The sequence below is a fragment of the Ideonella sp. FW305-24 genome (assembly GCF_058788035.1).
This window is the reverse complement of record NZ_JBYTAI010000016.1, coordinates 22807-45246: the sequence shown is the minus strand read 5'-3', so window position 1 is coordinate 45246 and position 22440 is coordinate 22807. Positions and strand designations below refer to the sequence as shown.

The following is a 22440-nucleotide window of genomic DNA, read 5'->3' as shown; positions in this document are numbered from 1 at the left end:
ACTTCGCGTTGCGGCCCGGAATTTGCAGGCCGCGTTCCATGGACTTTGCCCTACTTGCGTTCCTGATCTTCATCAACGGGCTGTTCGCCATGTCGGAAATGGCGCTTGCCGCCAGCCGCAAGGCGCGGCTGCAGGTGATGGTGGAGGCCGGGGAGCGCGGCGCGAGCGCAGCCATCGCGCTGCACGAGAACCCCACGCGCTTCCTGTCCACGGTGCAGATCGGCATCACTTCGATTGGCGTGCTCAACGGCATCGTCGGTGAGGCGGCCTTCTCGGCGCCGGTGGCGTTGTGGCTGAGGTCCATCATTCCTGCGCTGGGCGAGCGCGCCGCGGACCTGACGGCCACCGCGCTGGTGGTGATGATCATCACCATCCTCAGCATCATCTTTGGCGAGCTGGTGCCCAAGCGCCTGGGCCAGATGTACCCCGAGACGGTGGCGCGGCTGGTGGCGCAGCCGATGCAGTGGCTGTCGATCGGCGCACGACCGCTGGTCTGGCTGCTGGCGGCCTGTACCGAGACCACGCTGCGGTTGTTCGGCATCAAGGGTGGCCCGTCGCGCAGCGTGACGGAAGAAGAGATTGCCGCCAGCCTGGAAGAGGGGCTGGATGCGGGCGTGATCGAGGCGCAGGAGCACCAGATGGTGCGCAATGTGTTCCGCCTGGACGACCGGCAGATCGGCTCGATGATGATTCCGCGCGCGGAAATCACCTGGCTGGACGTCAACGCGAGCATCGAGGAAGTGCTGCGCGTGGTGGCCGAAGAGGAGCACTCGCGCTACCCGGTCTGCCGCGGCGGGCTGGACGATGTGATTGGCGTGGTCGCCGCGCACAGCCTGATCCGTCCGGTCGCTGAGAGCCGGCTGGCCTCGCTGGCCGACCACTTGCAGCCGCCGGTGTTCGTGCCGGAGACGCTGTCGGGCATGGAGCTGCTGGAGCACTTCCGCACCACCGGCGCGGACCTGGTGTTCGTGGTCGACGAATATGGTGCGGTGCAGGGCGTGATCACGATGCGCGAGGTGATGGAAGCCATCACCGGCGAATTCAGCAACCCGGGCGAAGAAGACGCCTGGGCGGTGCAGCGTGCCGACGGCAGCTGGCTGGTCGACGGCCTGATGCCGACGCCCGAGCTGAAGGACCGGCTTGAATTGAAAGAATTGCCCGAGGAAGACCGCGGGCGCTACAACACCCTGGCAGGCATGATCATGCTGTTGCTGGGCCGGCTGCCGCACACCACCGACACGGTGGAGTGGGGCGGTTGGCGCTTCGAGGTGGTGGACCTCGATGGCAAGCGCGTCGACAAGGTGCTTGCCAGTCGCCTGCATGAATCTGGAGAACCCGATTGATCAACCCTGAACTGCACAAGAAACCCACCGCGCTGGATCGCGACAAGCATCGCAATCTGAAGCTGCGCACGGCCCTCAGCAACCTGAAGGCTTCCGCTGGCCTGAACTCGCTGTTCCTGACCACCGCCGAATTCGGCGATGCGTGCAAGGAATACCCCATCCTGTTCCTGGCCGCTGGCAAGGACGAGCAGGGCAAGGAGCAGGTCGCACCGGTCGCCGTTTTCGGCGTCACCCAGGGCGAAAACCTGTTCCTGCAGGCCGATGGCCGCTGGGACGCGTTCTACGTGCCGGCGGCCCTGCGCGCCTATCCGTTCACGATGGCGCGCGTCGGCCCGGACCAGTTCGCCGTGGTGCTGGACGAAAGCTGGGAAGGCTTCTCGACCGAGGAAGGCGAAGCCATCTTCGGTGCCGACGGCCAGCCCACGCCGATGATCACCGAGCTGCGCAAGTTCATCGAGCAGCTGGAAGTCGAGACCGAGCGCACGCGCCTGGCCGGCCAACGCATGATGGAGCTGAAGCTGCTGCAGCCCAAGCGCTTCGACGCCACGCTGCCAGACGGCAGCACGCTGACGGTCGATGGCTTCCTGGCCGTGGACGAAGAGCGCCTGGCGCAGCTGACCGATGCCGAGACGCTGGAACTGGCCCGCAATGGCCTGCTATCGCTCATGCACGCGCACCAGATCTCGATGGGCAACATGCGTCGCCTGATCGACCGCCGCGTCGCGGCATTGGCCAACAAGGCCTGATCGGCTCAGCCGGCCAGCTCGCCTTCCACGGCGAGCGCCGGCGCCTGTCTGGTCGGATCTCGCGCGGCCCGCATGCCATCAAGTGACCAGAGCCCGCTGCCGCACGAAGTCGTCGAACGCGGCCAGCAGCGGCAGGTAGTTTGCGGGGGCTTGTTCGAGTTGACCCAGCGCCAGGCAACAGGCTTCCAGCGTCGAGCGCTGGGCGGCCTGTGGTGCCTGGCGCAGCGAGCCATAGCGCGAAGGCGGCGGCGTGTGCAATGACAGGCGAGGCAGGGCTTGCAAGCCGGGGTTCAGCAGCAGCATCTTCAGGCTCTTGCGCCAGGTGCCGTCAATGACCACCAACTGGCCTGGCATGGCAGCGACGGCCGCAGGCACTGCTGGCTGCGAGCCCAGCACTGCTTCGGGATAGAGCAGCAGGCTGTGGCCCGGCGGGCCCAGCCAGTCGGCCAGCAAGCCTGGGTCGAACCGTTCGCCTGTTTCCAAGCGACAGTCGGCCAGGCTCAGCTGCAGCAACGGCACGCTGCCCTTCGGATGGCCGGTTTCCAGCGGATGCTGCAGCACCAGCACAGGCACCTCATTGGCTACCGGTCGCGCAAAGCTGCACAGGCAGCCGCGCAGGGGGCGGTGGCAATGCGGGCAGGCGGGCCGCTGCGGCGCGACGCTTTCGCTCATGCGGTGGGCAGGCCCAGTTGCCAGCCATTGCCCAGGCGCAGGTCCTGTAAGCGCCGGCCGGCCTCGGTGAAATGGACCTCGCAACCCTCGGGTGCGCCGACCGCGTCCAGCACCTCGCGGAGCAACTGCCGCGCCGGGCCCAGCGCTCGGACCTCGATGTCCAGCCGCCACCAGGCCGGCCGGCGCGTGCCCTGCGCGTCTGGCGGCCCCAGCGAATCACCGCTGCTGACGACCTCGCCGCAGCCATCCTGCTGCAGCCGCCAGTGCAGCGTGGCGGACAAGGCTTCCCGCGTGGGCCGAGCCAGCCTGGCCAGCGGCAGCTTCAGGTAGATGAACTGCGGCGGCACAGGCGCTGTCGCCTGCTCCTTGATGGCAGGGGCGGATTTCCAGTGGGTCCACCAAGAGGCCATGGGAGCAGGGTCGACGGATTGTGAAGGTGGGCGGACCGCGATCTTGGCATGCCCCGGCGCACAATGCCTTTCCCTTGCCGCCTCGACCGAACATCTCCGCTCGTGCCATGCCCGAAGCCCCCTCCGAGCGCCTTGGGCGCTCGCTGCTGGCCCAGGGCGCTGAACGGTCCGTCGACGAGGCCAGTGCCCGCATCGCGGCTGCGCTGCAGCCGGTGTCAGTCGAAACCGGTGTGGCCCTGGCGCAGCCCCTCCTTTCGCCGCCGGACGTGCCCGGCACGACAACTCGGCGATGGACGGCTACGCGCTGCGCGGCGCCGGCCAGCTCACCCACCTGCGCTGGCAAGGCGCCACGGCTCCCTTGCGCTGCCGGTCGGCCGTCGCCTCCAGCCTGCCGACTTCGGCCTGATCGCATCCCTCGGCCTGCCCGGAGTGGCGGTCCGCCCGCGCTCCATTCGCTTTTGGTCGCTGCAGACTGCCGCAGGTCATCCCGAAGGCCTTGGCTTTTTGCCCTGCCAGGCAACCCGATCGCCGCACTGGTCAGCTTTTACGTGCTGGTGCGGGATGCACTGCTGCAACTCGCTGGCGCGTCACTCGCGCCACGGCCGCGCCTACGTGCCACGGCTGCCGAGCCGATGCGCAAACGGCCCGGGCAGCGAGTGCCTGCCCACCATCGTTTCCCTCACCCCTGATGACTGCTGGCAGGTCCGTTTCACTGGTTCGCTAGGCCCGCCGCACTTCGGCAGCATGGTGAAGGCGAATGCTTTAGTGGTGTTGGGGGAGGAACAGGGGGCCATCTCTGCAGGGATGAAGTCGAGGTCTGGCTGCTTGCTAGGCTGGTGTAAACCGCCTGTTACCCGCTAGCATGACGCTGCCGTGCCCGAGCAGCGCGGCGTCATCTGGAGGGAGTTCTCGTGAGGGGTCAGGTTTTTCAGGCCGTCAAAGGCCGTGGTTTGTTTGCGTCGATCATGGCGGGCGTGTGGTTCGGCTGGATGTGTGTTGCGGTCGGCATTTCTCCCGCTGCTGCAGCAGAGCCAGCGGCAAAGGCATCGGCTGTGCCGACGGCGGTCTTCGCTGCGCACCCTGCGCTGACGGGGCTCTCGCTGTCTCCGGACGGCCAGCGCATGCTGGGCATCCTGCAGCGCGATGGCAAATCGGTGCTGGTCACGGCCAAGTGGGACGGCTCCGAGATGCGCGGCATCATGGAGTCTGACAACCAGAAGTTTCTCTTCAACTGGGCGCATTGGGTCAACAACAAGCGACTCGTCGCCAGCCTGCGTTTTCCCTCTTATACCCGGGGTGTGAAACTCTTCGAGACGCGGGCGCTGGCGATGGATGTTGATGGCGAAAACATCGTCAACTTGGTGCCGCCGCCGCGCGAGCACAAATCGGAGAAGCTGGCTCAGGACCAGGACACGGTGATCGACTGGTTGCCAGACGATGGCCAGCACGTGTTGATGACCATCCTCGATGATTTCGAGGTCTATGCGCCCGGTGTCTACAACGTGGACGTCAACACCGGAAAGCGCACGCTGGTGCTGGGCCCCAGGCGAGATGTTTGGGAATGGCGGACAGACCGTCAACATCGGGTGCGGCTGGGCATTCGCCGTTGGCAGGACAAGGATCTGGTCGAGGTGATTGGGCGCGACCCTGAGGGAAGCGACTGGCGCCCCTTGTGGTCCTTCTCCAGTTTCAGCCGGGACGACGTCTGGCCACTGGCTTTTGGCAAGGACCCGCAAACCTTGTATGTCAGAGCCTTGAAGGGGGAGCGGCGCGCCCTTTACTTGGCACATCTCGACAAGCTGAATGCCGAGGGCCACCCTAGCATGGAGCTGGTGGCTGCCGATGAGCACGAGGACATGGACCTCGGGCGATTTCTCCCCGATGGCGAACTGATCGGCGTCGGCCGTGTGCATGAGGGGGATGCCCAGCGCACCTTCTTGCAGGAGCCGATGAAGGAACTGGCACGCGGCATCGACCAGAGCCTGCCCCATCGCTACAACTACGTCTATGGATTTAGCAGGGATCTGACCCGCTACGTGGTGGAGTCTGACGGCAACGGCGTGCCGGGGCAGATTTTTGTTGGTGACCGCAAGGCCGGGACGCTGAAACTGGTGGGTGAGCAATACCCCGAATTGAAGTCGGAACAGCTGGTGGGCAAGCGGCGCGTTCGGTTCAAGGCGCGCGATGGCCTGGAGATCCACGGTTTCTTGACCGTGCCTGCAGGTGACACCCCCGAGGTGGGTTGGCCGATGGTGCTGCTACCGCACGGCGGGCCCATCTCGGCGGACGACATCGAGTTCGACACCTGGACTGAATTTCTCGCTTCGCGAGGCTACGCGGTGATGCAGATCAACTTCCGGGGTTCTGAAAGCCTGGGCCGCAGTTTCCGGGATGCGGGTTTGCAGCGCTGGGGCCTAGAAATGCAGGACGATTTGACAGATGGTGTGAAGTGGGCAGTGGACCGCCAGATTGCCAATCCGAAGCGGCTTTGCGTCGTTGGCGCAAGCTATGGTGGCTACGCTGCGCTGATGGGCGTGGTCAAGACACCGGACCTTTACCGTTGTGCGGTCAGCTTCGCTGGTGTCAGCAATCTGATCGACCTGTCGCGACATTGGCAGAGCTTCATGAATGCCAAGGTTGCAGACAAGCAGGTTGGCAACTATTGGAACGACCGTGAGCGTCTGAAGCAGACCTCACCCAGCGAGCGGGCTGCCGAAATCAAGGTTCCGGTGCTTCTTGTGCACGGCACCAACGACGTTCAGGTGCCCTACAGCCAGTCGGAAACCATGGCCAAGGCCCTGAAGGCGGCAGGCAAGCCCTATCAGTTCATCACCCAGGAGGGAGGGGACCACAACCTCTCTCGCCAAAGCGACAGCCTGCAGTTCCTGGACGAGGTGCAGCGTTTCCTCGACAAGAACATCGGCCCGGAATCGCCAGCGGCGAAGTGAGATCCCGGCGGGCGAGTTGACAGCGGCTCGCTTGATTCGAGTCGTTCTCAAACATTGCTCGTCGCCCGCACCTCTTCCAAGGTCGTCAACCCCGCCAGCACCTTCTCAATGCCATCCTGCCGCAGCGTGCGCAGGCCTTCTGCCAGCGCTTGCTGCTGGATGTCGTCGGCGCGGGTGCTGGTCTGGATGAGGTGGCGGAGTTGGCGGGATACGGTGAGCAGTTCGTGCACGCCGACGCGGCCACGCACCCCCGTCTGGCTGCAGTGGCTGCAGCCGGGGCTGTGGTAGCGCAGCAGGCGGCCTTGTTCGTCGCCGAAGCGCTGTTGCCATTCGCTCAGCAGGCCGTCGCGCGTGGGGGAGCCGGCGCGGCCGCGGGACCAGGCGTGCAGGTAGTCGTCCAGCAGTTCGTCGCGCTGTTCGGCTGACATCGGCTCGGTGGTGCGGCAGTGGGCGCACAGCTTGCGGACCAGGCGCTGGGCCAGCACGGCGAGCAGCGAGTCGGCAAAGTTGAACGGGTCCATGCCCATGTCCAGCAGCCGGGTGACCGTTTCGGCGGCGCTGTTGGTGTGCAGCGTGGACAGCACCAGGTGGCCCGTCAGCGAGGATTCGACGGCGATCTTGGCGGTCTCCTGGTCGCGGATTTCGCCGACCATGATGACGTCCGGATCGGCGCGCAGGAAGGCGCGCAAGGCCTTGGCAAAGGTCCAGTCGATCTTCGGGTTCACCTGTACCTGGCGCAGGCCGGGCTGGGTGATTTCGACCGGGTCCTCGGCCGTCCAGATCTTGCGCTCGGGCACGTTGATGTGGCTGAGCGCGGAGTGCAGCGTGGTGGTCTTGCCGGAACCCGTGGGGCCGACGCACAGCACCAGGCCGTAGGGGCGCTCGACGGCTTCTTTCAACGCCTTGATGTTGCGCGGCGACAGGCTCAGCTGGTCCAGCGGGATGGGCCGGGCCGAGGCCAGGATGCGCAGCACCGCGTCTTCAAGGTTGTTGCTGGTCGGGATGGTCGCCACGCGCAGTTCGACCGGGCAGGACGGCACGAAACGCGCGAAGTTGATCTTGCCGTCCTGTGGGCGGCGGCGCTCCGAGATGTCCAGGTCGCACATGATCTTGATGCGGGCGATCATGGCGCTGCGGTAGCTGGGCGGCAGTTCCAGGTAGGGACGCAGCATGCCGTCGCGGCGGAAGCGGATGCGCAGCTTCTCCGAGCCTGGGTGGCTCTCGACGTGAATGTCGGACACGCCCTGGCTGTAGGCCTCGACGATCATGGTGTTGATCAGCCGCACCAGTGTGTTGTCGGACTGCTCGATGGTGTCGTCGGCCGGCACGTCCACGGTGCGGCTCAACTCCAGGTCGGCCAGCAGCCTCTCGGTGCCGCCTTCGTCGAAATTCAGGCCCACCGGTTCGATCAGGCCGATGCTGAGCGAGTCTTCATAGCCGTGCTTCTGGTAGGCCACCTGGATGACGTGGGCCAGGTTGTCGCTGGCGGAGAGCACCGGCACGATCTTGCCTTGGGCGAGGAAGGCCAGTTCTTCCAGCACGTCGCCGCGCGACGGGTCTTCCAGTGCCACCACCAGCCGGCCGGCAAGCGCCTGCAGCGGCAGCACGTTCATGCGCCTGGCCACGGGCAGCGGAATCTGCTTGAGCGCCGCCGGGTCCACCGGGTAGGTGTCGACCTGCACCACCGGGTAGCCCATCTTGCGGGCCAGCGCGGTGCGCAACTCGTTGCGGTCGATGTGGCCGCCGCGCACCAGCAACTCGCCCAGTGGCACCGAGCGGTTGCCGCGTTGTTCTGCCAGCGCGTGGTCCAGTTGCGCAGGCGTGATGAAACCGAGCGCCAGCAAGGCTTCGCCGATGCGCACCATCGGCATGCGGGACTGCGAGGACAGCGCAGTTTCCAGTTGCTCGCGCGAGAGCACGTTCTGGTTCATCAGCACGTCGCCCAGGCGCTGCTCGCGCAGGCCTTCCTGCTCGGCCAGCACGTTGGCGATCTGGGCCGGCGTGGCGCTGTGAGCGGCCAGCAGCACCTCGCCCAGCACCGGGCCGAAGCTGGCGCGCGCGTACACGCCCTTGGCGCAGAAGACGCGCCGCACCGTGCCACCTTCGTCCAGCGGCTGAAACAGGAACAGGCCATGCACGTTCTCGACGTGGCCAATGGTGCGGCCAGTGAGTTGCGTGCCATCGCCCAGCTCGAGCTGATACGCCACCGTGGGGTGGAAGTCCATCAGCTCGGCGGGCGCCGCCCCGCGACTCATGAACGAAGGCGACAGCGGGGCCAGCAGGGTCAGCCTGCGGAACTGCGAGAGCTTGACTGGTACCGTCGTGCGCGAAGGCGGCAGCTGCACCAGCAGCTGATCCTCGGCCGGCGAGAACAGCGTCATGCGCGCCTTCATGATCTTGCCGTTCAGGCCCTCGATCTCGCAGGCCTCGGGTTCGCACTGCGGCAAGCCTGGCGAATAGCAAGGGTAGGGCGGCGTGGGCCAGACGAAGCCGCCTGGGGCAAGGCCCTGGCCTGCGGCAGGCGGCGGGTGGCCCTCCGGCGGGGCCAGTGACAGCGGCGGAAGCGACAGGTCGGTCATCTCGGGCGGGCAGCGCGGCGGCAAGGCCCCGGTGGCCGAACGGCATCCGGGGAAACGGCCCCATCGTAGGGTGCTCGCGCTGGCAGGAAAGCCAGGAGAAACGGGTGGAAAGCGCGGCTGATGCCGGCCCGCGCATCAGGCGTGCGGCGGGCCGCCTGCGTCGTCTTCCAGCGTGTCGCGGTATTGCTTCCAGCGGCCGGTGGCGCTGCGCATCACGCGCAGTTGGCCCTTGAAGCGGGTGCAGGCCTCGCAGATCATCAGGTGCAGCCGCAGGCCCAGGCGCTCGCCGGTGCGCAGCGTGCGGTCCTCGGATTGCAGCAGCAGCGTGCTGGCCTGGCGGCAGTTGAGCTTGAAACGCATGAAAGATTAGGCGGCTTTTTGGCCGAACCAGTTGAGCTGCAGGCAGTCGCGCAGCCGCAGGCGGGCACGGTGCAGCAGCACCCACAGGTTGGTCGTGCTGATGCTCAATTCCTTACAAACTTCGTCGGTCTCCAGTTCCAGCCATTCCCGCATCAGGAACACCCGGCCCTGCGTTGCCGGCAGTTTTTCGACGCAGGCATCCATCACCTTCAGGAACTGCTGCTGGCCCAGCGAAGCTTCCGGGTGGTCGCTCCAGTCGGCCGGCACTTCGCGCCAGTGGCCTGTGGCGTCGAACAGCTGTTCGTCCAGATCCTCGCAGTCGTCCTGCGACAGCACGTTGAGCTCACGCGAGTGGCGGCGCAACTGGTCGATCAGCTTGTGCTTCAGGATGCCGACCAGCCAGGTCTTCAGCTGCGACTGGCCGGTGAAGGCCTGCGGCTTCTCCAGCGCCGCCAGCAAGGTGTCCGACACTGCGTCTTCGGCCAGCGCGTCGTTGCGCAACTGCGAGCGGGCGTAGCGCATCAGCTGGGGCCGCAAAGTCTCTACCGCACGGGCAAAGTCGGTCATGGTCGACGCCGCCTGCGAAGGCGGTGGCAAAAACAAGTCAGCGCGCAGTGTAAGGAATGCGGCCTGGCCGCCGACACAGCCATGTCGCCGTGCTGCAAGCCGTGAAGTCCACCGGGCCTCGCGGTCAAGCACCAAGACCACAAGCCTTCGGCTTGACCTAATCTCGCTTCATTTCATCCGCCCCATTTCTCCAAGGAGCTTTTCATGAACTCGCATCAACTCGTTTCTTCCGCCCTGGCCGCAGCCCTGTCGCTGGGCCTGGGCGCCGCTGCCACCACCGCCCACGCGGCAGAGGCCAAGGAGAAGTGCTACGGCATCACCAAAGCCGGCGCCAATGACTGCGCGAACCTGAGCGGCAGCCACTCCTGCGCCGGCCAGGCCACGACCGGCACCGACCCGGCCGAATGGAAGTACGTGGCCAAGGGCACCTGCAAGTCCATGAAGGGCATGACGGCCGAAGAGGCCAAGGCCGCGATGAAGAAGTAAGACCTGCCCGACTTCTCGACACCCACCACGCGCCGCCATGTCCCACCCGCTGTCTCCCTTGCCTTCCACCAGCGTGGGGATTGGCTGGCGCCAGTCGCACGAACGCGAGCTGCTGGAAGGCGGCGCGCCGCAGCTGGGCTTCATCGAAGTCCATTCCGAGAACTTCTTTGCCGCTGGCGGCGCGGCACTGGCCACGCTGTGTCGGGCGCGCGAAAGCCACGCGGTCAGCCTGCATGGCGTGGGCCTGGCGCTGGGCTCGGCCGTGGGGCTGGACCCGTGGCACCTGGACCGGCTGGCGGCGCTGGTCGAGCGCATCGAGCCGGTGCTGGTGTCCGACCATGCCTGCTTTGCCCGCGCCGCGCTGCCGGGTGGCCAGGCGGTGCTGCATGGCAGCGACCTGCTGCCGCTGGCCTTCAACCGCGCCTCACTGGCGCTGATGGCCCGGCACGTCACGCAGGTGCAGGAACGGCTGCGCCGGCCGATGCTGGTCGAGAACCTGTCGGCCTATCTGCGCGCCGAGCCGGTCAGCGACGAGATGGCCGAGCCGGAGTTCTTCAATGCACTGGCGCGGCAGACCGGCTGTGGCCTGCTGCTGGACGTCAACAATCTGGTCGTCAACGCACTGAACGATGGCGGGCCGGACCCGGTTGTTGCGGCGTGTGCCTGGATCGACGCACTGGACCCGGCCATCGTTGGCGAGATGCACCTGGCCGGCTACAACGACAGCGGCGCGCTGGTCATTGACGACCACGGCTCGACGGTGCGCGAGCCGGTCTGGCAGGTCTACCGCCATGCGCTGGCCCGGCTCGGCGCGCGGCCCACACTGGTCGAATGGGACACGGACCTGCCGGCGTGGCCAGTGCTGCTGGGCGAGGCCGAACGGGCCCGCGCAGAGATGCAAAAGGTGTTGGCATGACCGACAACGCCCTTCGCGCCGAAGCCCAGCGCCAGGCCGCTTTGCTGGCTGCGCTGCTGGCACCGCGCACGCCGGCTGCGCTGCCCGCCGGTTGGGCGGCGCTGCCAGGCCGTGGTGCCAAGTCTGCAGCCGGCTTGCAGGCCTACCGCGGCAACGCAGCGGCGCACGCGGCTCGCGCGTTGGCCGATGCGCATCCCGTCTTCGCCCAACTGGTGGGCGACGAAACCGTGGCCGCGCTGGCCTGGCGCCTGTGGTGCAGCCAGCCGCCAGCGCATGGCGACCTGGGTGGCTGGGGCGAAGGGCTGGCCGAGCTGGTGGCCTCGCTGCCGGAGCTGGCCGAAGACGCCTACCTGCCCGATGTGGCGCGGCTGGACTGGTGCGTGCACCTGGCCTCGCGCGCCGCCGATGCAGCACCTGCAGCCGAAGGCGTTGCCGGCCTGGGCTTGCTGGCCAGCCATGCGCCGGACGCGCTGCGCCTGCAGTTCACCCCGGGGTTGGCATTGCTGGCCTCACGCTTTCCCGTCGTGTCCATCTGGCGGGCGCACCAGCCCGTGGCGGAGGCTGACAACGCCGACCGCTTTGCCGCGGCCCGCGCGGCGCTGGCCGAAGCGCGAGGCGAGGCGGCGCTGGTTTGCCGCAGCGGCTGGCGCGTGCAGGTCAGCGAACTGTCCGCTGCAGATGCCGCATTCACCACCGCACTGCTCGCCGGCCAAAGCCTGGGCCGGGCGCTGGCCGGGCAGCCGCCGGAAGACTTCACCGCCTGGCTGGTGCGCGCGCTGCAAGCCGGCTGGTTGCAGGCGGTCCAACCCCACATTCCTGGACACACCCCATCATGATCAAGCCTCTGCAGACTCCTGTGATGTCGATGGCGCCCATGGGCAACACGCGCCGCTCGCCATTGCCCGCATTCGTGGCCCCGGCCTGGGCGGCGGTCGAAAGAAGTCTTCAAGCCCTGCAGCCGCTGGCCCAGCTGGCAGCGCGCGTCTACGTTGCAAAGGTATTTTTCCTCTCCGGGCTGACCAAGATCCACGACTGGGACACCACGCTGGCGCTGTTCCAGGACGAATACCACGTGCCGCTGCTGCCGCCCGAAGTGGCGGCCTACGCGGGCACCTGTGGCGAACTGGGCCTGCCGGTGCTGCTGGTGCTGGGGCTGGCGGGGCGCTTCGCCGCGGCGGGCCTGAGCGTGGTGAACGTCATGGCCGTGCTGAGCCTGGCCGAGATCACCGCGCCGGCGCTGCAGCAGCACCAGTTCTGGGGCACGCTGCTGGTGGCGCTGTTGCTCTGGGGACCGGGAAAGTGGTCAGTGGACGCGTGGCTCAAGCCGCGCCTGCTGCCGAACAACTGACGCGGACCAGCTTCAGGACCAGACTACTCAGATGGCTTGAAGCTGATCGTCATCGCTGACGGCACGGTGCCGTCGGTATCGCGCGGCAGCTTGGCGGTGCGGTCGATGGCGCGGATGACGGCCTCGTCCCAAGCCGCACTGCCGCTGGACTTGCTCAGCTTGCGGCCGATGATGCTGCCGTCCGGCGCAACGCGAACCTCGACCTCGGCGGTCGGGTTGCCGGGCACGGGATCGGTTAGCACGATGTTGGGCTTGATGTAGGCCTTGATGCGGCCGGCGTAGTTGGCCGAGGGGCCGGCGCTGCGTGCGGCCGTGCCGGTGCTGTTCTCGGCACCGGTGCCGCCAAGCTGGGCGTTCATGCGGCGGATGTTGTCCTGCCGCTGGGCTTCGCGCCGGTCGGCCTCGGCCTTGTCCTTCTTGGCCTGGTCGAGCTTGGTCTTCTTCTCGGCCGCCTTGCGGTCGGCCTCGTCCTGCTCGGCCTTGGCTTCGCGCTCGGCCTTGGCCTTGTCTTCCTTGTCCTTGCGCTCCGCCTGCTGGCGCTTGTCGCGGGCGCGCTGGTCCTCGGCTTCCTTGCGGGCCTGCGCGTCGCGTTCAGCCTCCAGGCGCTCGGCTTCCTTCTGGGCCTTGCGCTTGCGGTCCTGCTCGATGGCGATTTCGGCGTCGCGCTGGTCCTGCGCGGCTGTGTCGGGTGGCGGTGGCGTGGCGGCCTTGGGCGGCGGCTGGGTGGTTTCCTGCGCCGGTTCCGGTGGCGGTTCGACGGCTGCGGGTGCCGCGATCTGTGGCGTGGCGGCCCAGAGTTCGGCTTCCACGCCCTCCGGGTCCTGGGTGTGCCACTGCACGCCCAGTGCCAGCCCGGCGATCAGCAGCCCATGGGCCAACAGCGAGACCAGCAGGCCGACGCTTTGCTGGTCGGCGCTGGGCGGCCGCAGCGACTCGCGCGGCAAGGCCAGGGACGGCGGCAGGGGTGACGCCACCTCGTCAACCGCCTTGCTTGACCGACAGGCCCACGCGCTGCACGCCGTTTTTCTGCAGCGTGTCCATGACCTTCACGATGGTCTCGTAGCGCACCTGCTTGTCGCCCGAGATGACCACCGGGATGTTGGCGCTGCCGTTCTGGGCCGCCTTCACCTGCGCGGCAAGCTGGGCCAGCGTGATGGTGCTGGGCTCGCCCTTGTCGATCTTGATCTTGAGCTGGCTTTCGCTGGTGACCAGGATCTCGATCACGCCCTCGGGCCGCTGCTTGGCCTTGCCCACGCTCGGCAGGTCCACCACGCTGGTGGTGATCATGGGCGCGCTGACCATGAAGATGATCAGCAGCACCAGCATCACGTCGATGAACGGGACCATGTTGATCTCGTTCATCGAGCGGCGGCGGCCGCCGGCGCCACGGGAAGCAACTGCGGGCATGCGGTGCTCCGGTGGCTCAGCGCTGCGCGCCGGCAGGGCCGGCCACGTTGCGCTGCAGGATGTTGGAGAACTCCTCGATGAAGCTCTCCAGCTGGATTGCCACGCGGTCGATCTGGCGCGCGAAGCGGTTGTAGCCGACGACCGCGGGAATGGCCGCGAACAGGCCGATGGCCGTTGCCACCAGCGCCTCGGCAATGCCTGGTGCCACGGTGGACAGCGACACCGTCTGCAAGCTGCCCAGGCCGACAAACGCGTTCATGATCCCCCAGACGGTGCCGAACAGGCCGACGTACGGGCTGACCGAGCCGACCGAGGCCAGGAAGCCGAGGTTGCCTTCGATCGCGTCCAGCTCGCGCTGCAGCGTGGCGCGCATCGCGCGGCGGGCGCCGTCGAGCTGGCTGCCGGTGTCGAGCTGGCGCTCGCGCAGCTTCATGAATTCACGCATGCCGCTGGCGAACAGGCGCTCTATCGGTGCGCCGTCCGGCTTGGCGCTGGCGTTCTTGTACAGGTCGTTGAGGTTCTTGCCGGACCAGAATTCCTGCTCGAAGGCGTCGTTGCCGCTCTTGATGCGGGCCATGCCGAACAGCTTGGCGAAGATCAGGCTCCAGCTGACCAGCGAGACCAGCAGCAGGCCGGCGACGACGAGCTGCACGACCAGGCTGGCATGCAGCACGAGCGAGACGATGGAGAGATCCTGGTTCATGGTGGCGTGAGGCGGCTGAGCACGTCGGAGGGAATGCGTTGCGGGCGAAAGCTGGTGTGGTCCACGCAGGCGATCTGGATGTTGCCTTCGCAGAGCAGCTCGTCGCCGCGCCAGGCGTGTTGGTGCACGGTGAGCGTGGCGCGGCCGAGTTCGGCGCGGGTCACGGCGATCTGCAAGGCGTCGTCCAGCCGGGCGGGCCGCAAGTAGCGTACCCGCGTGTCAATGACGATGAAGATGGCGCCGGTGCGCTCGCGCAGCTCGTGCTGGCCAACACCGGCCGCGCGCAGCCATTCGGTGCGCGCGCGCTCGAAGAACTTCAGGTAGTTGGCGTAGAAGACGACGCCGCCGGCGTCGGTGTCTTCCCAGTAGACGCGCAGCGGGTGCATGTGCAGCAGCGGCGGTGCCGGGATGAGGGCAGTCTGACTCATGGGTGCCGACGATGATACGCGAGCACTGTTGCGCCGCAGCGGCCTGGCCTGCCGCGCCGTCTTCCGGCAGAGGCCTGGCTTCAGGGCGCCGATGCGCCGACCGTTGCCGCGCTCGCCGATGCCGGTTCGGAGGCAGCCACGCCGGCCACGATGCCGGCCGCGGAAGCCGCGTCGCTGGCCGCCTCTGCGGGTGCCGGGGCGGGTACGGCCGCGGCGCTGGCCGGCGCGCTCGCGGGCATGGCCTGGGTGATGACAGGCGCGCTGCCCAGCAGGCCGCGCAGGCCGGGGCCCTTGTTGAACCACCACCAGGCAGCACCCGCCGCCAGCCCGGCCACCAGCACCAGGCTGAGCAGCGGCAGCATGCGCCCGCCCTTGCTTTCAGGGTTGGACAGGCCCTGGGCTTCGTCCGAACTGCGCCATTCGCGCAGGGCGGCTGCCAGGTGGCGGGCCGAGGGGTAGCGGGCCTCGGGTGAGCGGGCCATGGCGCGCGCGGCGATGGCCGAGAGGCCGGCCGGCACGGCCGGGTCCACCATCCTGGCCTGCGGCTGGGTCGAGTTCAGCACCGCGTGGCTGATCTCTTCCATGCTCTGGCCGGTGTAGGGCTGGCGGCCGGTGAGCAGCTCGTACAGCACCACGCCCAGCGAATACACGTCGCAGCGGCGATCGACCTTGGTGTGGCGCAACTGCTCGGGCGAGAGGTAATGCGGCGAGCCGGCCGAAGGGGTGACCGAGGTCGAGCCGTCGCGCCGGGCGACGCGGGCGATGCCGAAGTCGAGCACCTTGGGCTGGCGCTTGTCGACCATGAAGATGTTGGCCGGCTTGATGTCGCAGTGGATCACGCCCTTGCCGTGGGCATAGGCCAGCGCCTCGGCCACGCGGCGCACCAGGCCTGCGGCCTCCATCGGCGTGGGCCGCCAGCCCTGGCGCAGCATCTGCCGCAGGTCCAGGCCCTGCAGCGGCTCCATTGCGACGTAGACGCCCTGGTCCGAGCTGCCGGCGTCATACACCGTGACGATGTGTGGATGCGACAGGCGCGCGGCGGCGCGGGCCTCGTTGAGAATCAGTTCGTCCGGCGCGCCGAGCGCACCGGGTTGCTGGTGCCAGCGCAGCTGCAGCGTCTTGACCGCGACACGCCGCGACAGCAGCGGGTCCCAGGCGCCATAGACGGTGCCCAATCCGCCTTCGCCGAGCACGGTGCGCAGCTGATAGCGTCCGATGACGCCCATCGCGGCTGGCAGGTCACCCGGCTCGGCTTGGCCCGCCTGTTGCGCATGCAGCAGGTCGAATTGACTCCGGGTGCGGTCTTCCACCACCGTGTTTTGGAAGACGGGCGACGCGCTGCCGGTACTGCTTTGACGCGTCTTGAAAATATTCCAGGGCATGGCGGGCAGCATAAGCAACCCGGCCCTGCAAACTGTGGCGCCGAGTCTGCTGTTGCAGAGTCAAATGGGATCAGGTTGAAACAAAACGTGATAAGCGGGCTGCCGCTTCCTGGAGTTGCGGCAGGCTGCTGGCAAATGAGAGACGCAGGTAACGCTCGGCCGCCGCGGGTCCGAAGTCTCGCCCCGGCGTGAGGGCCACATGGGCCTGCTGCATCAGGTCCATGCAGAAGTCCCAGCTGCTGTTCGAGAAGCGGCTGCAGTCGGCCCAGGCGTAGAACGCGCCGTCCGGCATCACCGGCACGGTCAGGCCGATTTCATTGAGCGCGCCGACGATGAAGTCGCGCCGTTCGCGGAAGGCCTGGCGGCGCTGCTCGTAGACAGCCAGCGACTCGGCTTCGAAGCAGGCCAGCGCGGCATGCTGGGCAATGCTGGAGGCGCAGATGTAGAGGTTCTGCTGCAGTTTCTCGATCGGCGCAACCAGGGTGGGCGGCACCACCAGCCAGCCCAGGCGCCAGCCGGTCATGTTGAAGTACTTCGAGAAGCTGTTGATCGAGATCACGTCCTCGCCCAGCGCCAGCGCGCTGTGGGCATAGCGGTCGTCGTACGACAGGCCGAGGTAGATCTCGTCGACCAGCGTCAGCCCGCCGCGGGCGCGGGCCTCGGTGACGATGCGGCCCAGTTCGCCCGGCGCGATCGAGGTGCCGGTGGGGTTGGACGGCGAGGCCAGCAGCACTGCGCGGGTGTTGGGCGTCCAGCGGGCGGCCACGGTGTCTGCGTCCAGCTGGAAACGCTGCTCGGGGCCGGCCGGCAGCGCCACTGCCTTGGCGCCCGCTGCGGCCACGAAGTGCCGGTTGCAGGGATAGGACGGATCCGGCATCAGCACCTCGTCGCCTGCCTCGAACAAGGCCAGGCAGGCGAGCTGCAGCGCGGCCGACGCACCAGCGGTGATGACGATGCGGCTGGCCGGCACGTCCAGGCCGAAGCGGTCGCGGTACCAGTGCGACAGCGCCCGGCGCAGCGCCGGCAGGCCATTGGCATCGGTGTACTGGGTGCGGCCGGCGCGGATCGCCGCATCGGCCGCGGCCTGCACCAGCGGCGGTGCGCTGAAGTCCGGTTCGCCGATGTTCAGGTAGATCATCGGCGTGCCGCCGCGCGCCGGGTCGCACTCCGGCGTTGCTGCGATGCGCGCCGCGGCCTTGGCGCACTCCATCACGTAGAACGGTTCGATGTGGTCCAGGCGGCTGGCGAGTTTCATGGGGCCGACGGCAGAAGCGGGGCAGGGGAACGGTTGGCCATGCGCCGGCAGGCGCGGGCCGTGAGCTCAGCCGCCGCGGGCGGCGCGGGCCTTTTGCACTTCGGCTGGCCGCAGCGCCGCGGCGGTCTTGTCCAGCACGCCGTTGACGTACTTGTGGCCATCGGTGCCGCCGAAGCTCTTGGCCAGTTCCACCGCTTCGTTGATCGCCACCCGGTACGGGATGTCCAGGCAGTGCTTCAGCTCGTAGGCGCCGATCAGCAGCACCGCGTGCTCGACCGGTGAAAGCTCGTTGGTCGCCCGGTCCACGCTGGCGCTGAGCACCTGGTCCAGGTCGGCGGCCTCGGCAATGCAGCCGTGCAGCAGCGCGTCGAAATGCGCATGGTCGGCCTTGTTGAAGCCTTCCTGCTCGCGCATGTGGGCGTCGATCACGCCGGCCTCGGCGCCGGAGATCAGCCATTCGTACAGGCCTTGCAGCGCGACTTCGCGGGCCAGCCGGCGCGGCGACTTTGAACCGCTGCTGCGCTTCTTGGCCGGGGCGGACGGAGTAGAGGGCGCGTTCACAGCAGGTCGTCCATCAGGTTGGCCATCTCGATCGCGACGCGGGCCGCGTCGCGGCCCTTTTCTTCGGCGCGGGCCCAGGCCTGGGCTTCGTTCTCGACGGTGAGGATCGCATTGGCGATCGGGATTTCATGGTCCAGCGAAACCCGGCTCACGCCGGCGCCGCTTTCGTTCGAGACCAGTTCGAAGTGGTAGGTCTCGCCGCGGATGATGCAGCCCAGCGCGATCAGCGCGTCGTAGTCCTCGCTCTCGGCCATGGCCTTGAGGGCGATGGGCACTTCCAGCGCGCCAGGCACCGTGACCTGCAGGACGTTCTTGTCCTTCACGCCGCAGGCCGCCAGTTCGGCCAGGCAGGCCTCGGCCAGCTTGGTGGTCAGTGCGTCGTTGAAACGCGCCCGGACGATGCCGATCGACAGGTCGTCGCCGTTCAGCGAGCCGCTCTGGCCCTTGTCAGCACCTTGCATGGTGGGAAGTCCTTGGCAGGAGAGAAAGTGAAAAGAACAGAGGCGCAGACGAGCGGGCAGACCCGCTCATGCGCCCACGAAGCCGGTGACTTCCAGCCCGAAGCCGACCATGCTGGGCATGCGGCGCGGGCTGCCCAGCAGCTTCATGCGGGTCACGCCCAGCTCGCGCAGGATTTGCGCGCCCACGCCGTAGGTGCGCAGGTCCACCGGCGGCCTGGCGTGCGGCTCGCCGCCTGCTGGCGGCAGCAGCTTGCCGATCAGCGCTTCGCTGGCCTCGCGGCCGCAGTTCAGCAGGACGGCCAGGCCGGCCGGGCTGGCCTTCAGCGCGGCCAGGGCCTTGGGCAGCGGCCACGAATGGCCGTGTTCGCTGCCGGTGTCCAGTACGTCCAGCAGCGACAGCGGCTCGTGCACGCGCACCAGCACTTCGTCGCTCGGCAGCCAGTGGCCGCTGGCCAGCGCCAGGTGCACACCGCCAGAGCGGTCACGGAAGACGTGGGCCTCGAAGCTGCCTTGCGCAGTTTCGAGCGTGCGCTGGCCCAGGCGGGTGACCAGCGATTCGTTGCGGCTGCGGTAGGTGATCAGGTCGGCAATGGTGCCGATCTTCAGGCCATGCTCGGCAGCGAAAACTTCCAGGTCCGGCAGGCGGGCCATGCTGCCGTCGTCGTTCATGATCTCGCAGATCACCGAAGCGGGCATGAGCCCGGCCATCGCGGCCAGGTCGCAGCCGGCTTCGGTATGGCCGGCGCGCATCAGCACGCCGCCGTCCTGCGCCTGCAGCGGGAAGATGTGGCCGGGCTGAACCAGGTCGCGCGGCAACGCGTCTCGCGCCACCGCGGCTTGCACGGTGCGCGCACGGTCGGCCGCGGAAATGCCGGTGCTCACGCCTTCGGCGGCTTCGATGGACACGGTGAAGGCAGTGCCATGCGCCGTGCCATTGCGCGCGGCCATGGGGGGAAGCTGCAGGCGCTCGCAGCGCTCGCGGGTCAGCGTCAGGCAGATCAGGCCACGGCCGAACTTGGCCATGAAGTTGATCGCTTCTGGTGTGACGTGTTCGGCGGCGATGACCAGATCGCCCTCGTTTTCGCGGTCTTCTTCGTCGACCAGGATGACCATGCGGCCAGCTGCCAGTTCGGCAACCAGCTCGGGAACGGGTGAAATCGGCATCCCGCTATTGTAGGTGCCGGGCCCTCTGCGATGCTTTGATCGGGCCGGTGCGATGCTGCGGCTGGCTCGCCGCGGCCACGGCAAATGTCACGCTGCCGGCTCGCCTGCGCGCCGCATCAGCAAGCGCAGGTCGTCGCCCACAGCCGCCTGCGCATGGAAGCGGTAGCGCCAGGCACCGTCCAGGCTTTGCAGCGGGCCGAGTGCCGCCATCCCGCGGCCGGCGCCCAGCAGCATGGGCGCGAGGTAGACCAGGCACTCGTCCACCAGCCCTGCCTGCAGCCAGCCAGCATTCAGCCGTGGGCCGGCTTCGACGTGCAGTTCGTTGACCTGCCGCCGGCCCAGGTCAGCCAGCACGGCGGCCAGGTCGACCCTGCCTGACTCGCCCGGGCAGCACACCACTTCTGCGCCACGGGCCTGCAGCGCTGCGACGCGTTCGGTCGCAGGTTCAGCTGCGTAGAACAGCAGCGGGCCATCCGCCTCGAACAGCCTGGCGCTCAAGGGCGTGTCCAAGCGGGCGTCCACGATTGCGCGCAGCGGTTGGCGTGGTGTGTCCACCAGCCGCACGTCCAGCCGCGGATCGTCGGCCAGCACCGTGCCGATGCCGCTCAGCAGCGCACCGGCGCGGCGACGCCAGGCATGCCCGTCGCGCCGCGCGGCCTCGCCCGTGATCCACTGGCTCTGGCCATTTTCTAGCGCGGTGCGACCGTCCAGCGAAGCGGCGATCTTCATCCGCACCCAGGGCCGGCCATGGCGCATGCGGTGGAAGAAGCCGATGTTCAGCGCTTCGCTCTCGGCTTGCGCGTCCGGCCCGGCCGTCTCCACCTGGATGCCTGCGGCACGCAGCCGCGCCAGCCCCTGGCCCGCGACCAGCGGATTCGGATCACTCGCCGCCACGGTCACCCGGGCAATGCCGGCGGCAATCAGCGCATCACAGCACGGTGGCGTGCGCCCATGGTGTGAACACGGCTCCAGCGTCACGTAGGCCGTGCCGTCCTGGACCGACAGGCCACGGGTGGCGGCGTCCCGCAATGCCATCACCTCCGCATGCGCTTGTCCGGCTTGCTGTGTATGCCCCTCGCCCAGTGGCACTCCGTCCACAGAAGTGATGACGCAACCGACCCGCGGGTTGGGCTCCGTGAGCCCAATGGCCTGCGCCGCGAGGACCAAGGCGCGGGCCATGGCGGCGGTCGGGGTGAGAGGGGAATTCATAAGGGTAAACCAGGAAGAAACGCGCATTTCCGCACGGAAAGGGGGAGAGGCACCGGCGGATTTTCCCCCCAAAGGTGGGGGCGGCAGCAGTGCGCGCAGGCCTCCCTGAGGGGGAATGACGGCATGTGCGGGGATCTGAAAAATGCGTTCCATGCCGCCCCAAGCCGGCACAGCAAACCAAAAACCCCGAGGAGGATCCCATGTTCAAGCGCCAAGTTCAGGCCGCTCGCCAAGCCAAGCCCCAACGCGGCTTCACATTGGTCGAATGTGTGGTCGCCACCTCTGTGGCCGGCGTGCTGGCGGCGATTGGGGTGCCGAGCATGAGCAGCGTGATGGCAAGGCAGGCGGTGCAGGCGGAGTTGAACGAGTTTCAGGGGGCGGTGCTGCGGGCTCGCAGCGAGGCGATGCATCGCGGCGAAGTGGTCACTGTGTGCGGGCTGGACCGCGCGTCCTCCACCACCGATCACCCGCATTGCATGGCCAGTGGCAAGGATTGGAGCGCGGGTTGGGTTGTGTTCGTCGACCGTGGTGACCGCGGGGACATGGATGAGGACGACGACCAGTTGGTGGCCGTTCATCAGGCCAGTGCAAAGGCGGGCAGCGTGGCAAGTACGCTGAGGTATCTGAGCTTCCAGCCGACCGGCATCTCGGCCAGCGCCGCTTCGCACTTCCAGTTTCGTCCCAAGGGGGCTGATGCAAGCGACGCCAACCCTCGCGACAGCCGGATGGCATGCATCAGCAAGCCAGGGCGTATTCGGGTGGTGGAGGCTGCCAGTTGCTGAGACATCGCATGTGTCGCCGCGTTGCGTAGCCGGAAGCCGCCGCCTGTCGGGCTTGCGGGGCCGCTGATCCTGGGCTCGCAGCGAGCCTTGGGAGGTGCGGGGCATTATGCCGCCATGTCATCGTGCATTACATCTGCAACCCGCATTGGCCGCCATGTGCGTGGCGTGACGCTGGTTGAATTGCTGGTCACTGTCGCGGTCGCGGCCATCTTGGCCATGATCGCTGTACCGGCCATGCAAGACACGCTGGCGACCCGGGCAGTGTCTTCTTCGGCTGACGACCTTGCCGCGGCTCTGCGGCAAGCCCGCTCCGAGGCACTCAAGCGTGGCATGCCTGTCTCCGTCTGTGCCACCAGCGACCCCAACGCCGCCAGCGCCGCCTGTGCGACTGTCCCATGGACCAGCGGCTGGCTGGTCTTCACCGATCAAGACGCCAATGGCGACTTGGGAACGGGCGAGCAACTGGTGCACGTGTTCTCCGGGGGGCGGTCGGTGGGGTCCATCAGCGAAGCCGATGACAACGCATTTGTGACGTTCGCGGCCAACGGCCTGTTGAAAGACGGAACGCATCGGCAATGGGCACTTGATCCCAAATCGGGCACGACGGACGCTGCCAAGCGTGTCGTGTGCCTGAACCTCGCCGGACGTGTGAAAGTGGTCAAGCCGGAGGACGGATGCTGAACCCCGGAGCCATGACGAGGCGCACTCAAGTG

The 22440-nt window shown here is 67.6% G+C and carries 24 protein-coding genes; 9 read left to right on the top strand and 15 right to left on the bottom strand.

From position 1 onward, the window contains the following. Positions 1–38: 38 nt before the first annotated feature. Both AC3WR5_RS28980 and AC3WR5_RS28975 read left to right on the top strand, forming a co-directional pair. A complete protein-coding gene (locus AC3WR5_RS28980; protein WP_492489003.1) occupies positions 39–1343 on the top strand; it encodes a hemolysin family protein in 1305 nt (434 codons plus the stop codon). Beyond that, positions 1340–2089, top strand: a complete 750-nt coding sequence (locus AC3WR5_RS28975; protein ID WP_492489002.1) for a SapC family protein — start codon at positions 1340–1342, stop codon at positions 2087–2089. Before AC3WR5_RS28980 ends, AC3WR5_RS28975 begins: the two co-directional genes overlap by 4 nt. A gap of 78 nt (positions 2090–2167) precedes the next feature. Here AC3WR5_RS28975 and AC3WR5_RS28970 read toward each other — a convergent pair whose 3' ends face one another. Together AC3WR5_RS28970 and AC3WR5_RS28965 are read right to left on the bottom strand one after the other, a co-directional pair. Beyond that, positions 2168–2761 (bottom strand): tRNA-uridine aminocarboxypropyltransferase, encoded by a 594-nt coding sequence (locus tag AC3WR5_RS28970; protein WP_492489001.1) that lies wholly within the window; start codon positions 2759–2761, stop codon positions 2168–2170. Then, complete coding sequence (locus tag AC3WR5_RS28965; RefSeq protein ID WP_492489000.1) at positions 2758–3171, bottom strand: hypothetical protein; 414 nt, start codon at positions 3169–3171, stop codon at positions 2758–2760. Before AC3WR5_RS28965 ends, AC3WR5_RS28970 begins: the two co-directional genes overlap by 4 nt. Before the next feature lie 911 nt (positions 3172–4082). On the opposite strand from AC3WR5_RS28965, the gene AC3WR5_RS28960 reads away from it, so the two are divergent. Next, positions 4083–6119, top strand: coding sequence for an alpha/beta hydrolase family protein (locus tag AC3WR5_RS28960; RefSeq protein ID WP_492488999.1), 2037 nt, complete (start codon positions 4083–4085; stop codon positions 6117–6119). A 47-nt stretch (positions 6120–6166) separates the two neighbouring features. Here the strand turns inward: AC3WR5_RS28960 and AC3WR5_RS28955 are convergent, their stop codons facing one another. The 3 genes from AC3WR5_RS28955 to AC3WR5_RS28945 all read right to left on the bottom strand — a co-directional run bounded on the left by AC3WR5_RS28955 (position 6167) and on the right by AC3WR5_RS28945 (position 9625). Next, a complete protein-coding gene (locus tag AC3WR5_RS28955) occupies positions 6167–8698 on the bottom strand; it encodes a GspE/PulE family protein (RefSeq protein ID WP_492488997.1) in 2532 nt (843 codons plus the stop codon). Positions 8699–8833: 135 nt separating this feature from the next. Then, on the bottom strand, positions 8834–9058 hold the full coding sequence (locus tag AC3WR5_RS28950) for an anti-sigma factor family protein (RefSeq protein ID WP_141286291.1): 225 nt from the start codon (positions 9056–9058) through the stop codon (positions 8834–8836). Positions 9059–9064: 6 nt separating this feature from the next. Then, positions 9065–9625: a sigma-70 family RNA polymerase sigma factor gene (locus tag AC3WR5_RS28945; RefSeq protein WP_141286289.1), complete on the bottom strand. Its 561-nt coding sequence runs from the start codon at positions 9623–9625 to the stop codon at positions 9065–9067. Between the two features lie 204 nt (positions 9626–9829). On the opposite strand from AC3WR5_RS28945, the gene AC3WR5_RS28940 reads away from it, so the two are divergent. The 4 genes from AC3WR5_RS28940 to AC3WR5_RS28925 are packed head-to-tail and all read left to right on the top strand — an operon-like array spanning position 9830 to position 12375. Next, positions 9830–10111: a BufA1 family periplasmic bufferin-type metallophore gene (locus AC3WR5_RS28940; RefSeq protein WP_141286287.1), complete on the top strand. Its 282-nt coding sequence runs from the start codon at positions 9830–9832 to the stop codon at positions 10109–10111. A 37-nt stretch (positions 10112–10148) separates the two neighbouring features. Beyond that, positions 10149–11027 (top strand): MbnB/TglH/ChrH family RiPP precursor modification enzyme, encoded by an 879-nt coding sequence (locus AC3WR5_RS28935; RefSeq protein ID WP_492488995.1) that lies wholly within the window; start codon positions 10149–10151, stop codon positions 11025–11027. Further along, positions 11024–11863: an HvfC/BufC family peptide modification chaperone gene (locus tag AC3WR5_RS28930; protein ID WP_492488994.1), complete on the top strand. Its 840-nt coding sequence runs from the start codon at positions 11024–11026 to the stop codon at positions 11861–11863. Before AC3WR5_RS28935 ends, AC3WR5_RS28930 begins: the two co-directional genes overlap by 4 nt. Further along, complete coding sequence (locus tag AC3WR5_RS28925) at positions 11860–12375, top strand: DoxX family protein (protein ID WP_492488992.1); 516 nt, start codon at positions 11860–11862, stop codon at positions 12373–12375. The genes AC3WR5_RS28930 and AC3WR5_RS28925 overlap by 4 nt, the downstream gene beginning before the upstream one ends. 23 nt (positions 12376–12398) lie before the next feature. Here AC3WR5_RS28925 and tolA read toward each other — a convergent pair whose 3' ends face one another. The 10 genes from tolA to ribD all read right to left on the bottom strand — a co-directional run bounded on the left by tolA (position 12399) and on the right by ribD (position 20945). Further along, positions 12399–13349, bottom strand: a complete 951-nt coding sequence (tolA, locus tag AC3WR5_RS28920; protein ID WP_492488990.1) for a cell envelope integrity protein TolA — start codon at positions 13347–13349, stop codon at positions 12399–12401. Positions 13350–13353: 4 nt separating this feature from the next. Next, positions 13354–13782 carry an ExbD/TolR family protein gene (locus AC3WR5_RS28915; RefSeq protein WP_492488989.1) on the bottom strand — a complete coding sequence of 143 codons (429 nt, stop codon included), beginning with the start codon at positions 13780–13782 and terminating at the stop codon, positions 13354–13356. A gap of 16 nt (positions 13783–13798) precedes the next feature. Beyond that, complete coding sequence (tolQ, locus tag AC3WR5_RS28910; protein WP_141290446.1) at positions 13799–14485, bottom strand: protein TolQ; 687 nt, start codon at positions 14483–14485, stop codon at positions 13799–13801. Then, the gene (ybgC, locus tag AC3WR5_RS28905) at positions 14482–14913 is read right to left on the bottom strand and encodes a tol-pal system-associated acyl-CoA thioesterase (RefSeq protein ID WP_141290448.1); all 432 of its coding nucleotides are present in this window, start codon (positions 14911–14913) and stop codon (positions 14482–14484) included. Before ybgC ends, tolQ begins: the two co-directional genes overlap by 4 nt. Positions 14914–14993: 80 nt before the next feature. Next, the gene (locus AC3WR5_RS28900) at positions 14994–16295 is read right to left on the bottom strand and encodes a serine/threonine-protein kinase (RefSeq protein ID WP_492488988.1); all 1302 of its coding nucleotides are present in this window, start codon (positions 16293–16295) and stop codon (positions 14994–14996) included. 70 nt (positions 16296–16365) lie between these two features. Next, on the bottom strand, positions 16366–17550 hold the full coding sequence (locus AC3WR5_RS28895; protein ID WP_492488986.1) for a pyridoxal phosphate-dependent aminotransferase: 1185 nt from the start codon (positions 17548–17550) through the stop codon (positions 16366–16368). A 66-nt stretch (positions 17551–17616) separates the two neighbouring features. Beyond that, entirely contained in the window at positions 17617–18111 is a 495-nt protein-coding gene (gene nusB, locus AC3WR5_RS28890; RefSeq protein ID WP_231011806.1) for a transcription antitermination factor NusB, read from the bottom strand. Beyond that, on the bottom strand, positions 18108–18572 hold the full coding sequence (gene ribH, locus AC3WR5_RS28885; RefSeq protein WP_141291016.1) for a 6,7-dimethyl-8-ribityllumazine synthase: 465 nt from the start codon (positions 18570–18572) through the stop codon (positions 18108–18110). The genes nusB and ribH overlap by 4 nt, the downstream gene beginning before the upstream one ends. A 66-nt stretch (positions 18573–18638) precedes the next feature. Then, positions 18639–19736, bottom strand: coding sequence for a bifunctional 3,4-dihydroxy-2-butanone-4-phosphate synthase/GTP cyclohydrolase II (ribBA, locus tag AC3WR5_RS28880; RefSeq protein WP_231011805.1), 1098 nt, complete (start codon positions 19734–19736; stop codon positions 18639–18641). An 87-nt stretch (positions 19737–19823) separates the two neighbouring features. Beyond that, complete coding sequence (gene ribD / locus AC3WR5_RS28875) at positions 19824–20945, bottom strand: bifunctional diaminohydroxyphosphoribosylaminopyrimidine deaminase/5-amino-6-(5-phosphoribosylamino)uracil reductase RibD (RefSeq protein ID WP_492488983.1); 1122 nt, start codon at positions 20943–20945, stop codon at positions 19824–19826. A gap of 200 nt (positions 20946–21145) precedes the next feature. Between ribD and AC3WR5_RS28870 the strand changes: the two genes are divergently transcribed. Then, complete coding sequence (locus tag AC3WR5_RS28870; protein WP_492488981.1) at positions 21146–21727, top strand: GspH/FimT family pseudopilin; 582 nt, start codon at positions 21146–21148, stop codon at positions 21725–21727. 114 nt (positions 21728–21841) lie between these two features. After that, the gene (locus tag AC3WR5_RS28865; protein ID WP_492488980.1) at positions 21842–22408 is read left to right on the top strand and encodes a GspH/FimT family pseudopilin; all 567 of its coding nucleotides are present in this window, start codon (positions 21842–21844) and stop codon (positions 22406–22408) included. Positions 22409–22440: the final 32 nt, after the last annotated feature.